The sequence below is a fragment of the Cyanobium sp. BA5m-10 genome (assembly GCF_024346255.1).
In the GTDB taxonomy this organism is placed as follows: domain Bacteria; phylum Cyanobacteriota; class Cyanobacteriia; order PCC-6307; family Cyanobiaceae; genus Cyanobium_A; species Cyanobium_A usitatum.
This window is the reverse complement of sequence record NZ_JAGQCP010000019.1, coordinates 34,916-46,666: the sequence shown is the minus strand read 5'-3', so window position 1 is coordinate 46,666 and position 11,751 is coordinate 34,916. Positions and strand designations below refer to the sequence as shown.

At 64.2% G+C, this 11,751-nt stretch carries 13 protein-coding genes, 1 tRNA gene, 1 other RNA gene and 1 pseudogene; 8 read left to right on the top strand and 8 right to left on the bottom strand.

The features are described from left to right. Positions 1–1,214 (bottom strand): four-carbon acid sugar kinase family protein (locus KBY85_RS08450; RefSeq protein ID WP_254961059.1); only part of this gene is annotated, 1,214 nt, incomplete at its 3' end. Between the two features lie 17 nt (positions 1,215–1,231). Here KBY85_RS08450 and KBY85_RS08445 point away from each other — a divergent pair. After that, positions 1,232–2,407, top strand: coding sequence for an FAD-binding oxidoreductase (locus KBY85_RS08445; protein ID WP_261359569.1), 1,176 nt, complete (start codon positions 1,232–1,234; stop codon positions 2,405–2,407). Here KBY85_RS08445 and KBY85_RS08440 read toward each other — a convergent pair. Beyond that, the gene (locus KBY85_RS08440; protein ID WP_396121834.1) at positions 2,334–3,278 is read right to left on the bottom strand and encodes an alpha/beta fold hydrolase; all 945 of its coding nucleotides are present in this window, start codon (positions 3,276–3,278) and stop codon (positions 2,334–2,336) included. The two genes, KBY85_RS08445 and KBY85_RS08440, sit on opposite strands and share 74 nt — an antisense overlap. A 48-nt stretch (positions 3,279–3,326) precedes the next feature. Between KBY85_RS08440 and KBY85_RS08435 the strand changes: the two genes are divergently transcribed. After that, complete coding sequence (locus tag KBY85_RS08435) at positions 3,327–3,641, top strand: hypothetical protein (protein ID WP_254961055.1); 315 nt, start codon at positions 3,327–3,329, stop codon at positions 3,639–3,641. On the opposite strand, the gene KBY85_RS08430 is transcribed toward KBY85_RS08435, so the two are convergent. After that, a complete protein-coding gene (locus KBY85_RS08430) occupies positions 3,601–4,134 on the bottom strand; it encodes an isoprenylcysteine carboxylmethyltransferase family protein (protein ID WP_254961054.1) in 534 nt (177 codons plus the stop codon). The two genes, KBY85_RS08435 and KBY85_RS08430, sit on opposite strands and share 41 nt — an antisense overlap. Next, the gene (locus KBY85_RS08425) at positions 4,115–5,470 is read right to left on the bottom strand and encodes a cation:proton antiporter (RefSeq protein WP_254961052.1); all 1,356 of its coding nucleotides are present in this window, start codon (positions 5,468–5,470) and stop codon (positions 4,115–4,117) included. The genes KBY85_RS08430 and KBY85_RS08425 overlap by 20 nt, the downstream gene beginning before the upstream one ends. A 206-nt stretch (positions 5,471–5,676) precedes the next feature. Here KBY85_RS08425 and KBY85_RS16065 point away from each other — a divergent pair, with 206 nt between their 5' ends. From KBY85_RS16065 to KBY85_RS08415, 3 genes and pseudogenes are all read left to right on the top strand, one after another. Further along, positions 5,677–5,868 carry a hypothetical protein gene (locus tag KBY85_RS16065; RefSeq protein WP_396121835.1) on the top strand — a complete coding sequence of 64 codons (192 nt, stop codon included), beginning with the start codon at positions 5,677–5,679 and terminating at the stop codon, positions 5,866–5,868. After that, a pseudogene (locus KBY85_RS08420) lies at positions 5,796–6,212 on the top strand (phosphoketolase); the annotation flags it as partial. The gene KBY85_RS16065 and the pseudogene KBY85_RS08420, both read left to right, overlap by 73 nt. Then, a complete protein-coding gene (locus KBY85_RS08415; RefSeq protein ID WP_254961051.1) occupies positions 6,209–8,731 on the top strand; it encodes a glycogen/starch/alpha-glucan phosphorylase in 2,523 nt (840 codons plus the stop codon). The pseudogene KBY85_RS08420 and the gene KBY85_RS08415, both read left to right, overlap by 4 nt. Here KBY85_RS08415 and KBY85_RS08410 read toward each other — a convergent pair. From KBY85_RS08410 to KBY85_RS08400, 3 genes are all read right to left on the bottom strand, one after another. Further along, the gene (locus KBY85_RS08410) at positions 8,728–9,207 is read right to left on the bottom strand and encodes a hypothetical protein (protein WP_254961050.1); all 480 of its coding nucleotides are present in this window, start codon (positions 9,205–9,207) and stop codon (positions 8,728–8,730) included. The two genes, KBY85_RS08415 and KBY85_RS08410, sit on opposite strands and share 4 nt — an antisense overlap. 36 nt (positions 9,208–9,243) lie before the next feature. After that, positions 9,244–9,516: a hypothetical protein gene (locus KBY85_RS08405; protein WP_254961049.1), complete on the bottom strand. Its 273-nt coding sequence runs from the start codon at positions 9,514–9,516 to the stop codon at positions 9,244–9,246. 132 nt (positions 9,517–9,648) lie between these two features. Continuing rightward, positions 9,649–9,722: transfer RNA gene (locus KBY85_RS08400), tRNA-Arg, on the bottom strand. A gap of 45 nt (positions 9,723–9,767) precedes the next feature. Here KBY85_RS08400 and rnpB point away from each other — a divergent pair. Next, positions 9,768–10,178, top strand: an RNA gene (rnpB, locus tag KBY85_RS08395) — RNase P RNA component class A. An 18-nt stretch (positions 10,179–10,196) separates the two neighbouring features. Next, entirely contained in the window at positions 10,197–10,916 is a 720-nt protein-coding gene (locus KBY85_RS08390; protein ID WP_254961048.1) for a ribonuclease III family protein, read from the top strand. Here KBY85_RS08390 and KBY85_RS08385 read toward each other — a convergent pair. Then, the gene (locus tag KBY85_RS08385; protein ID WP_106632954.1) at positions 10,894–11,073 is read right to left on the bottom strand and encodes an NAD(P)H dehydrogenase subunit NdhS; all 180 of its coding nucleotides are present in this window, start codon (positions 11,071–11,073) and stop codon (positions 10,894–10,896) included. The genes KBY85_RS08390 and KBY85_RS08385 overlap by 23 nt on opposite strands. 52 nt (positions 11,074–11,125) lie before the next feature. Between KBY85_RS08385 and rimM the strand changes: the two genes are divergently transcribed. Further along, the gene (gene rimM, locus KBY85_RS08380) at positions 11,126–11,698 is read left to right on the top strand and encodes a ribosome maturation factor RimM (protein WP_254961046.1); all 573 of its coding nucleotides are present in this window, start codon (positions 11,126–11,128) and stop codon (positions 11,696–11,698) included. The last annotated feature ends 53 nt before the right edge of the window (positions 11,699–11,751 follow it).

The window sequence follows — 11,751 nt, the reverse complement described above, 5'->3', positions numbered from 1 at the left end:
AGCCCAGGCAGCAGCTGTCCTTTCAACTCGACCGCCGCCAGAGCCAGACCATCGGCCAGCAGGGTGTGGGTGGTGATGCCCCCCTTGCTGATCAGGTAACCCAACTGGGGGGCCAGGGCAGCAGCCAACCGGGCCATTAGCGCCGCCAGAGCGTCGCCTAAGCGGCGGCGCTGCGCCACTGATGCGCACTGGAGCTCACCCCGGCTGGTGTAGAGCACGGGCGTTTGCCCCTGGGCCAGCACCCTCCGCAACTGAACCAGCCAGTCGGCCTCCAGGGAAGCCAGCACGGGCTCCGGCAGGGGGCCTTCCAGCAGCCGCGCCAGCTTGGCGACGGGCAGCTCCAGTCCCACGCAGCGGGGCTCCGTCAGCAGCTGGGTGAGCTGGGCATCAGCCAAGGGCACATGAGAGCCCACCAGCACCAGCCCTGGCTTGGGGCGCCGCAACCGGACCAGGGCCGCTCCAGCCAGGGGCTGGGGCGGCAAAGCCGCTAAGGCCTGGATCCAACTGGCCGCCGACTGGGACAGCACCGGCAGAGGCCAAGCCTGGCGCACCACCTGGGCCAGGGCGGTCAGTTGCTCAGGTCGCTCCCCGTCAACGGCTACCACGGGCCTGCCATCTAGGGCCGCCAGTCGCTCCGCCAGGGCCTGGCCGCCATCGCCAGCGGCGTAATCCAACTCGGCGCCCGACAGACGCTGGACCTGGTGAGCGGCGATACGGCCCCCACTTTTTTCCTCCACCCAAACCGGTAGATCGCTGCTGGCGTAGCCAAACAGGCGGTCGCGGGCGAAGGCGGTTTCGTGCACGGGCTGGCCGTGCAGGCGATGCACCCCGTCCACGGTGGTGCGGCCCCCCTCAAAAAAGGCCGGGATCAACAAGGTGGCCGCAAAGGGGCCGAGCTCGGCCGCTATCACCTCCACCTCCAACGGGAAGTGACCCCGCAGGGTGGAGTCGCCGCGACTCACCAGCCACCAACGCTCAATGCCTGCCAGGGGCAGGGCCGCGGCTAGGGCCCGGCAGATCTGGCGCACCCGCTCCGCGGCTGCTTCCGGCGCCAGGGCCCGGGTGTTAGCCAGCAGAAACAGCAGCGGCGAAGGGTGCCGCAGCCCCGCCGCCAGGGTGGCGGCATCCCAGCGCAGCAGCAGCGGGCAGCTGTGCACCGTCTGGGAGCCGGTGGGGTCATCGTCGATGACGATGATTTTGGAGGAGGCGGCCATGGCACCATCGTGCCGTGATGACTCCGGAGCCCAGGGAGCTGCAGGAGCTGGTGCGCGAGCTGCACCAGCAGGCTGCGCCCTGGCAACCCGCCGGCCTGGGCAGCCGACTCAACTGGGGGCCGCCAGTTATGGGCGGCAGCGCCACCGTGAGCTGTAGGCGGCTGAGCGGCATCGTGGAGCACAGCCCTGGCGATTTCACTGTGACGGCCCTGGCCGGCACGCCCCTGGTCGAATTGCAAGCCGAGCTCGCCCGCCACAGGCAATGGCTAGCCGTTGACTGGCCCTGGGGCAGTGGCCTGGGCGGCCAAGCCAGCGGCAGCCTGGGCGGCCTTGTGGCAAGAGGCCTGGCCGGCGGTCTGCGCCAGCGCTATCTGGGCGTGCGCGACCAGATAATTGGCCTGGAATTAATCCGCAGCGACGGCACCCGCGCCCGGGCCGGGGGCAAGGTGGTGAAAAACGTGGCCGGCTACGACCTGATGCGCTTGATGGCGGGCAGCTGGGGGTCCTTAGGACTGATCAGCAGCCTCACCCTGCGCACCATGCCGGAGCCACCCCAGCGGCGCGGACTGAAGCTGGAAGGGCCGCTAGAAGCCCTCGGCCAACTGGCCGCCTGGCTGCTGGGCTCAAGCCTCAGCCCGGAGCGGATCGACTGGTGGCGCCCCTCTGCCGCCCAAGAAGACGGCACCGGACTGCTGATCAGCCTGGCCAGCATCAACGCCCTCACTCTCAATGAGCAGATCAGCTGCATCGCCGCCAAGGCTGCTGCCTTGGCAATTACGGCCCAAACTCTTGAACCCGCCGAACTCGCAAGCCTGGTAGGCCAAAGCCAAGGGTCTGAAACTGGGTCCAGCGACTGGTTGCTGCGGCTGGCGGTGCGCCCCAACCAGACGACTGCCCTGCTCAACGATCCAGCCCTGGCCGGCTTGCCGGTGGTCCTGGGGGCTGGCAGTGGCTTAGGTCTCGCCTGGGCAACTGCCTCAGCCCTACCGACCTACAAGGTGGAGGCGCTCAGGCGCCATTGCCAGCAGGTTGGTGGCTACCTGACGGTGCTACGCCAGCCAGCCAGCAGCAAACTGCCGGCCTGGCTGGATGCCCCATCGCGGCCCATGACCGAAGCGATCAAGCGGCAGTTTGACCCGAAGCAGCAACTGTCGCGCGGTCGTCTGCCGGGAGTGGAGCCGCCCCCGAGCTAAGGCCCGCGATCCAGTCGAGCAGGGCAGCATTCACCTGATCTGGCACCTCGTCGTGAGGACAGTGACCCGCCTCGAGCACCACTTCGCTGGTGCCTGCCGGAGCATGGCGCTGGAAAGCAGCCCGCCGGCCCACGGCATTGATCCAGGGGTCCCGGATGCCCCAGAGCAACAGCAACGGACATGTCAGCTGGGCAAACAACTCATCGAGGGGCTGGCCGCGGGGGATATCAAACACGGTGCGGAAAACACCGAAGGCCCCCGGATCCAGCGACGGCCGCCGGATCGCCTCCACCAAGGCTTCATCGACGTTGGTCTTGTCGACGTACACCTGGTTGAGGGTGCGGCGAATCGTGGCCGGCCGGCGCAAATTTTCAAACAACAACCGCTGCAGCACCGGGCTTTTGAGCAGGGCTCCCGCAATGGTCTGGCGGGTGATCGCTCCCCAGCCCTTAGGCGGCGCCTGCTCATCGCTGAACGGCCCTGCCGCATTTAGAAGCACCACCCCGGCCGCCTGGTCCCCCAGGGCAGCGCCAGCAGCCAGGGCTGAAAAACCGCCCAGGGAATTACCCACCAGCACCGTTGGCCGGCCGATGCGCTCGCTCACGTATACGGCCAGCTGGTCGCGCCAGAGGGGGCCGCCATAGGCAAGCTCGGCCGGCTTGGCGCTGCGACCGAAGCCCAGCAGGTCGATGGCGTGCACCTCATGGCGCTGGGCCAGCACGGGAATGTTGTGGCGCCAGTGGTCGGTGGAAGCACCAAAGCCATGCACCAGCAGGATCGCGGGGCCATCGGGATCAGCTGGCGCCGCTGCGATGGCGTGCACTGGATGGCCGGCGTAGCTCCAGGGCTGGGGTACAGACAAGGAAGCCACCTTGATGTGTCCAGGGTGGTCGATGCTAGGGAGATCTGCGGCGCGCCATTGCCCCTCACCAGCCCTGACTGGAGCCCCTTCCTGCCGGGGATCGCCCTGTGGGCCCTGGCCCTTTACCTCCCCTTGAGCGGCCCCCTGGGGCGCATGGAGGAAGCCCTGGCCGCGGGCTCCCTGCCGAGCCCTGTCCAGCAGGTGATGCTGGTGATTAGCAGCTTGCTGCTGGCCCTGACCATCGGGGTGCTGGCCGACCTGAGCCTGAGCTGGGCCCTAGGCCCCGACTGGGCCAGCAGCCTCGGCCTGATCGCCGCAGGCTGGGGGCTGTTCACAGCGCTCGCCAGTCGAGCCAGGGAAGACGGGGAATGATTGCTGGTGTGCGGGCCCGGTAGATGGCGTAATCGGGATAGGCAAGCTCAAGGGCCCGCTCCTCGCGGCGCGCCTTACCGCCCAGCACGGCCACCAGGGCGAGCAGCAAGGCCAGATGCAGCAGGCTGCCCAGGGCCAAACTCACCCCCAGGGAACAAAGCAGCACCGCTTGATAGAGGGGGTGACGGCAACGGCCGTAGGCCCCGCTTGTCACCAACGGGGCGCCAGGAATCGGATCAGGCAGGGGCGTAAGGCTGGAACCCAGCCCCCAGAACGCCTGGACTGCCAACACCAGACCCAGCAGCAGCAAAATGGCACCGGCTAAGGCCAGCGGCAGGGGCCAGGCATAACCCCAGGCACCGGGGGCAGGCCAGGGCGGCAGCAGGTGGGCGGCAATCAGAGCCAGCTGGGCGAGCAGCCACCACTCACCGTGGCGATTGTCTAGCCAGCCCCCCCAACTCAGGCCCCAGCGCTCAAGTTGGAATTTCGGCAAGTGGATCAAGATCCGGACCTCCAGCGCTGCCACCCAGCACCAGTCTGAGCAGGATCGGCGCCAGGAAGGTGGTGCCGATCACCATCAGCAAGATTGCGGCCTCCAACGGCTTTGTCAGCAACCCAGCCTGGGTACCCAGGCCAAGAAAAATCAAGCCCACCTCGCCGCGGGGCATCATCCCTAAACCAACCACCAACCGGTTGGTTTTCTCCTTGCTGATGTAGCTCCAGCCGGTTGCCACCTTGCCGGCAATCGCCACGGTGAGCAGGAAGGCCGCCACGATCAATCCCTCCCGGTTTTCAGGGTTCAGGGGATTGAGCACCGACAGATCCATGCCGGTGCCAATAAGCACAAAGAAGATCGTGGCAAACAGGGCAACTAGGGGCTTAACGGTTTCCTGGATCGCATGAGTGTGCTTAGAAGAGCTGAGAATCAAGCCTGCAGCGAAAGCCCCAAGAGCCGCTTCCAGGCCGATCGCCTGGGCCACAAAACAGCAGAGCGACAACACCACGAAAGCCGCCACCACCACTTCGCCAGGGGCCTTGAGCTGATCGAGCAGCCAGTCGAACCCAGGAGCAGCAGTGCGGCTCAGGAACAGGGCTGCCGCGACAAACGCCGCTGCCGCCGCAACCAACTTCAGGATCGGGCCAAGGCTGAAGCCCTCGCCGCCAGCCAGGCTCACCACCACAGCCAAAATGACGATGCCAAGAATGTCATCGAGTACGGCCGCGCCGATCACCGTCTGACCCTCGCGCGTGCGCAGAAACTTCAACTCACCAAACACACTGGCGGTGATGCCGATGCTGGTGGCCGTCATCGCCGCACCGGCGAAGATCGCAGGAATCAGGGGCACATGGAAGATGTAATACAGGCCCGCAGTACCTAGGGCAAAGGGAAGCACCACCCCGGTTACGGCAACGGTGGTGGCCTGGGCACCCACCGCTACCAGCTCATCAAGCTCGCTTTCCAGTCCGGTGAGAAACAACAGAGCAAACAGGCCGATCTGGGAGACCGCCTGCAGATTCGGGAAGGTCTCGGCGTAGATCTCCTGAACCATTTCCGGTGAGAGGTCGGCCAGAGAGCTGAGCAAGCCCAAGCCCCAACTGCTGAGTTGGACCTGGGTTTCGGGCGGCACGATCAGATGCAGGCCGGAAACGCCAATCAGAACGCCAGCTACCAGCTCCCCCAGGATCGTGGGCAACTGCACTCGCACCATCAGCTCCGCCAGCAGCCTGGCCGCCACGAAGATCACTAGAAACTCCCCCACCGAAATCAGGGTTTCAGCAACTTCGGCTTGGTGACTGCCGATTTCAAGCAAAAGCGCTGGCAGAACCATGGATAGGTGAGTTCGCGGTAGTGGGAGGCGCGACCATAAAGCCGCCCGCGCCACGGTGTTTGGACCCTGATCACTATCAGGCCGTGGGGTTGGGGTTTGGCAACCGTGGCTACGGTCTGAATATCGAGTAGATGACGCGGGTAATGGCAGAGCAACTGCAGCGTCTTGATGCCTGGTGGCGGGCCGCCAACTAATTAGCGGTGGGGATGATCTACCTGCAGGACAACCCCCTGCTGCGCGAACCGCTGCAACCTGCCCATATCAAGAGTCGGCTGCTGGGGCATTGGGGCTCGAGCCCGGGTCAATCTTTTATCTGGGCCCATGCCAACCGGGCGAACACCCCCACGGCCTCAGCGATCGGGACTTCAACAGCCTATTCACCACGAATCGACCGGTGATCTTCAATTTTCACGGCTACCCGTGGCTAAGCCACCGACTCACCTACCACCGCACCAACCACGTCAACTTCCACGTGCGCGGATACAAGGAGAAAGGCAACATCAACACCCCTCTGGAGCTGGCGATGAACAATCAGATCGACCGCTTCAACTTGGTTATTGATGTGATCGACCGGGTTGCGGGCCTGGGCTCCCGCGCTGCCCACGTCAAAGAGCGCATGAAGGAGGCGATCTTGGCCAACCGGGCCCACGCCCATGAGCACGGCATGGATGCGGAGGATGTCACCAACTGGCGATGGAACCCACTGCCTGCAGCGGCCCATGCGGGAGAATCACTCATATGAGCGACTTCCAACCCAGCAACCTGCGTCTGCCCACCCCGGGCTGCTACGCCGACCCAGATCGCAGTGGCCTGACCGCGGAAAACGTGTTCGACGGCATGACCGAACACCTTTTTTACACGCTCGGCAAGCTCGCCCCCACAGCCAGCCGACACGACCTCTACATGGCCCTCAGCTACGCGGTGCGCGACCGGCTGATGACCCGATACCTGGCTGGCATTGAGGCGCTCAGTGCCACCCCGACTCGAGTGGTGGCCTACCTCTCCGCTGAATTTCTGATCGGGCCCCAATTGGGCAACAACCTGTTGATGCTGGGCATCCAGCAAGAAGCGGCAGAAGCCTTGCGCCGTTTCGGCATCAACGACATCAACGAGATCCTTGATGTCGAAGAGGAGCCTGGCCTGGGCAACGGAGGCCTGGGACGACTGGCGGCCTGCTTCCTGGAGTCGCTGGCCTCACTGGAAATCCCAGCCACCGGCTACGGCATCCGCTACGAATTCGGCATTTTTGACCAGCTGATTCGCGATGGCTGGCAGGTGGAAATCACAGATAAGTGGCTCAAGAGCGGCTGGCCCTGGGAGCTGCCCCACCCCGATCAATCCTGCTTCGTGGGCTTCGGTGGCCACACCGAGAGCTACCGCGATGAGCACGGCACCTACCGGGTGCGCTGGATTCCAGCAGAGCACGCCATCGGCATTCCCCACGACGTGCCGGTGCTGGGCTACCGGGTTAACACCTGCGACCGGCTGAGGTTGTGGCGAGCCGATGCCGCCGAATCGTTTGACTTCTATGCCTTCAACAGCGGAGACTATTACGGCGCCGTAGAGGAAAAGGTGGGCTCCGAGACCCTCTCCAAGGTGCTCTATCCCAACGACGGCACGGATGAGGGTCGGCGCCTGCGCCTGAAGCAGCAGCACTTCTTCGTGAGCTGCTCCCTGCAGGACATGATCCGCAACCTCGATGCCCGCGGCATCCCGATCACGGATTTCCCCGATCACTGGGCGGTGCAGCTAAACGACACCCACCCGGCCATCGCCGTAGCGGAGCTGATGCGCCTGCTACTCGATGACAAGCACCTGGACTGGGAGGTTGCCTGGAACATCACCAGTCGCGCGCTCTCCTACACCAATCACACCCTGCTGCCGGAAGCCCTCGAGAAGTGGGGCTTGGGGCTATTTGGCTCCCTGCTACCCCGCCACCTGGAGCTGATCTACGAAATCAACCGCCGCTTCTTGCAACAGGTGCGTTTGAAATATCCGGGCAACGAGCAGATCCTGCGCAAGGTCTCGATCATCGATGAGGAGGGCGACAAAGCCGTCCGTATGGCCAATCTGGCCACCGTTGCTTCCCACCACATCAACGGCGTAGCAGCCCTGCACAGCGAACTGGTCAAAACCGAACTGTTTCCTGAATTCGCGGCCCTATGGCCCGAGAAATTCACCAATGTCACCAACGGCGTCACCCCCCGGCGCTGGGTGGCCCTGGCCAATCCCCAGCTCTCAGCCCTGCTTAACGAATCAATTGGCACCGGCTGGATTAACCGCCTCGATGAGCTGCGCCGCCTAGAGCAGTTTGTCGACGACAGCAGCTTCCTTGAGCGCTGGGAGGCCACCAAGCTGGGCGTTAAGGGCCAGCTGAGTCGTTACATCCATCGCCACACGGGTGTGCTGGTAGATCCCACCTCCCTGTTCGATGTGCAGGTGAAGCGGATCCACGAATACAAGCGCCAACACCTAAACGCCCTGCAGGTGGTGGCCCAGTACCTGCGCATCAAGAATGGTCAGGCTGAGGGTATGGCCCCGCGCACGGTGATCTTCGGCGGCAAGGCAGCACCTGGCTACTACATGGCCAAGCTAATTATTCGTTTCATCAACGGCATCGCCGAAACGATCAACGCAGACCCCGACATGGAGGGCCGGCTGCGGGTGATCTTCCTGGCTGATTACAACGTCAAGCTGGGTGAGCGGGTTTATCCCGCCTCCGACCTCTCTGAGCAGATCTCCACCGCCGGCAAGGAAGCCTCCGGCACCGGCAACATGAAGTTCGCCATGAATGGGGCGCTGACCATCGGCACTCTCGATGGCGCCAACGTGGAAATCCGCGAACAGGTGGGTGCCGAGAACTTCTTCCTGTTTGGCAAGACCGCTGAGGAGATCTCCGAGCTGTCCCAGTCGGGTTATCGCCCCTGGGAGCTGATCGGGGGAATGCCCGAGTTGGCCGAGATCCTGCGACTGGTGGAGCAGGGCCACTTCAGCAATGGGGATGGCGACCTATTTAGGCCGCTGCTGCAAAACCTCACCGGCCGGGATCCCTTCTTCGTGCTGGCCGACTTCAACGACTATCTGCGGGCCCAGTCCGAGGTCGACCTGGCCTGGGCCGACAGGGGTCGCTGGAACCGCATGTCGTTGCTGAATTCAGCCCGCAGTGGCTTCTTCTCTTCAGATCGCTCAATCCGCGACTACGCCGAGCGGATCTGGAAAGCCGAAAGCTTCCCAGTCACGATCACCTGCGAGCTCGATTAACCGGGCAGGTCTGGAGTTTGGTGGAGCAGCCGATTCAGCCTTAGGCGATCGGCATTAAGCGGATCAGGGGCCAGCTCACCGGCCACTTCCCGAAACTTTTGCTCCACCTCGTCGGGCACCCGCACGTCAAAGATGCGCTCCATCAGCGCCTCAATGGAGAAGAGGTGGGCATTGATGTTTTCCAGGTCCGCCATGGCCTGCTGGAAGGCATCGGGCTCAGCGCCCTCATCCTCAACAGCCCCTGTACCTGCCCCTTGGCCGCCAGGAGCGGCATTGGCCTGACTGGCGGCAGCTTCTGTTGCCTCCTGCTGCTTTTGCAACTCTTCCATCACCCGGCCTGCCAGGGTGCGAAAAGATTGCAGTGCAGCCCAATTCAGCTCCTGCTGCTGACGCAGGGTGGGGTTTTCACGGATCAATCGGTCATGTTCCCGATAGAACCGCTGGCAATCAGGGCATTGGCAGGGCTCTTCTGGCACCGCACTCCCTTTGGATCTCAATCACCATCATGGCACTCACGCCGCCAAGGGGATCTCGATCGAGGTCACCACGTTGATTGCGTCGCGCAGCCGCATCGAATCGGCAAACCAGCCCATGGCTTGCTCGGTATCACCACTGCGCTCAGCATCGGTGGCCTGCTCCTCGTGAGCCTCAGCTAGCAGGGCCAGCCAGCAAAGGCAGCGGGCTTGAACCACCGAAAGGTCGAGCTCATCGGGCTGGCTATCGGCGATGCGTTCGCTCTCCTGCTGCACCAGCAGACGCAGACGCAGATCGTGAAGCTGGGTCATCGCGGTCAAACGACTGGGACCACGCTAGCCCCGGTGGTGCGAATGGGTAGGGCACCACCTGTAGCGCTCGCTACCCCTAGCCGTGAAGGCTGGCTTGGCGAAGCTTCATCGCGTGACTGAGGTTTTAAAGAACGGGGCTGGCGGGACTCGAACCCACGACCTACGGTTTAGGAAACCGTCGCTCTATCCGGCTGAGCTACAGCCCCATCCCGGCCATCCCGCAAGAAGTCCGTGTCGCCATTATGGAATGCGAAAGCAGGCGAGGTGATCGCGATCAGGGCTGCGGCACCTCCACGGAGGAAGCTGGAGCCCTTGGTTGAGGAAAGTCCGGGCTCCCCAATGGCCAGGCTTGCTGGGTAACGCCCAGTGCGGGTGACCGTGAGGACAGTGCCACAGAAACACACCGCCGATGGCAGGGGGCTCGCCCCCCGCACAGGTAAGGGTGCAAGGGTGCGGTAAGAGCGCACCAGCAGCATCGAGAGGTGCTGGCTAGGTAAACCCCAGCTAGGAGCAAGGCCCAGGGACAACGGTTGGCCATGACACCCGTCCCGTTTCAAGTGCGCCGCTCGAGGCCGCCGGCAACGGCGGTCCCAGACAGATGATCACCCCCCACCGGCTCGCTGGTGGGAGAACAGAACCCGGCTTACGTCCTGCTTTCACCACTTTTTTCCCGCCAGCCCATGCGGCCCGAACGCCACCAGCAGCTGGTTGCCTTCCTGCGCTCCCTGGGCCTGGAGGTTGGCGACCGTGACCTTGCCCCCATAGAGGAGGCTCTCAGCCACACCTCAGCGGGTCTGGCCCGCAACCACGAGCGCCTGGAATTCCTTGGCGACGCCGTGCTGCGCCTAGCCGCAGCGGAGTTTCTGCAACGGCACTATCCAAACCTGAGCGTGGGGCGCTGCTCTGCCCTGCGAGCCCAATTGGTAAGCGACCGCTGGCTGGCCGAACTGGGCGAGCACTGCAAGATCGAATCCGTGCTGCACCTAGGCCCAATGGCCAGTGGTGATCAGGCCGGACGAGCCACGGTGCGGGCGGAATGCTGTGAAGCCCTGCTAGGTGGACTCTATGAAGCCTGGGGCGCCGGCCAGGGCGGACTGGAGCCGGTGCACCGCTGGCTCTCTCCCCACTGGCAGGGCAGCAGCAGCGAATTGCTGGCCGATCCAGACCGCCACAACTGGAAGTCGGCCCTGCAGGAGTGGACCCAGGCGGCCGGGCTGGGCCTGCCGCACTACGACTGCCAGGAGCGCAGCCAAGTCCACGCTGACCCGCGCCGCTTTTATTGCAGCGTGGCGATTGCGGGCCAGGCAAGCCATACCGGCTGGGGGCCTTCAAGGCGCAGCGCCGAACAGGAGGCAGCCCGGGCCGCCCTCGCTGTGATCAAGCCTGCTCCAGGAGCTTGAGCGGCATGGTGACGAGCTTGTCCCAGTTGCCGCCCTCAAACAGCACGGCGGCCTGCTGGCCGCTGATCCGTTGCACGAAGCCCCGATAGCCGTTGTAAATCGAGCGGCCGTCACGCACCACCACGGTGGAGCCCGGCAGGATCGGCAGGTCAGCCATGATTTAGGCGAGGCGTAGGGCCATTATCGGGTGACGCGGGATGTAGCTGGCCATGGCCGATCAAACCAGCAGCAGCCAGAGCGCCACTCCTGCCCCCGACGATCTACTTGTGGTCGGCAAAGTGGTTTCAGCCCAAGGGCTCCAGGGCGAGCTGAGGGTGCTGCCCATGAGCGATTTCCCGGAGCGGTTCACCCGGGCAGGCCGGCGCTGGTTGCAGCGGCGGGAAGAGGCGCCGCGGCAAGTGGAGCTGCTGAGCGGCAGGCAACTGCCAGGCAAGGAACTGTTTGTGGTGCGACTCGCCGCCATCGACAGCCGGGAAGCGGCCGAAGCCCTGGTGGGTGACCAGTTGCTGGTGCCCCTAGCCGACCGCCCCAAGCTGGCCAAAGGTGAATTTCACCTGCTCGACCTGGTGGGCACCGAAGTGCGGCTGCTGGAGGATCAACGGCCCATTGGCAAGGTTCGCGACCTGATCCACGCTGGCAACGACCTGCTGGAGGTAGAGCAGGAAACCCCCGATGGCCCGCGGCGACTGCTGATCCCCTTCGTGACTGCAATCGTGCCAGAAGTCCATCTCGAGGAAGGCTGGATCGGCATCACCCCGCCCCCCGGGCTGCTGGAGCTTTAGGCGACTCTTAGAAGGCAGCCGTTTGCTGGTTAGCCAAAGGTGACCTTGAATGG

What these genes read in the sequence shown, in the direction of transcription:
- KBY85_RS08445 (WP_261359569.1), top strand. Translation starts at nt 1,232, where the DNA reads ATGACTCCGGAGCCCAGGGAGCTGCAGGAGCTGGTGCGCGAGCTGCAC.
- KBY85_RS16065 (WP_396121835.1), top strand. Translation starts at nt 5,677, where the DNA reads ATGATCTACCTGCAGGACAACCCCCTGCTGCGCGAACCGCTGCAACCT.
- KBY85_RS08405 (WP_254961049.1), bottom strand. Translation starts at nt 9,516, where the DNA reads ATGACCCAGCTTCACGATCTGCGTCTGCGTCTGCTGGTGCAGCAGGAG.
- KBY85_RS08415 (WP_254961051.1), top strand. Translation starts at nt 6,209, where the DNA reads ATGAGCGACTTCCAACCCAGCAACCTGCGTCTGCCCACCCCGGGCTGC.
- KBY85_RS08385 (WP_106632954.1), bottom strand. Translation starts at nt 11,073, where the DNA reads ATGGCTGACCTGCCGATCCTGCCGGGCTCCACCGTGGTGGTGCGTGAC.
- KBY85_RS08425 (WP_254961052.1), bottom strand. Translation starts at nt 5,470, where the DNA reads ATGGTTCTGCCAGCGCTTTTGCTTGAAATCGGCAGTCACCAAGCCGAA.
- KBY85_RS08390 (WP_254961048.1), top strand. Translation starts at nt 10,197, where the DNA reads ATGCGGCCCGAACGCCACCAGCAGCTGGTTGCCTTCCTGCGCTCCCTG.
- rimM (WP_254961046.1), top strand. Translation starts at nt 11,126, where the DNA reads ATGGCCGATCAAACCAGCAGCAGCCAGAGCGCCACTCCTGCCCCCGAC.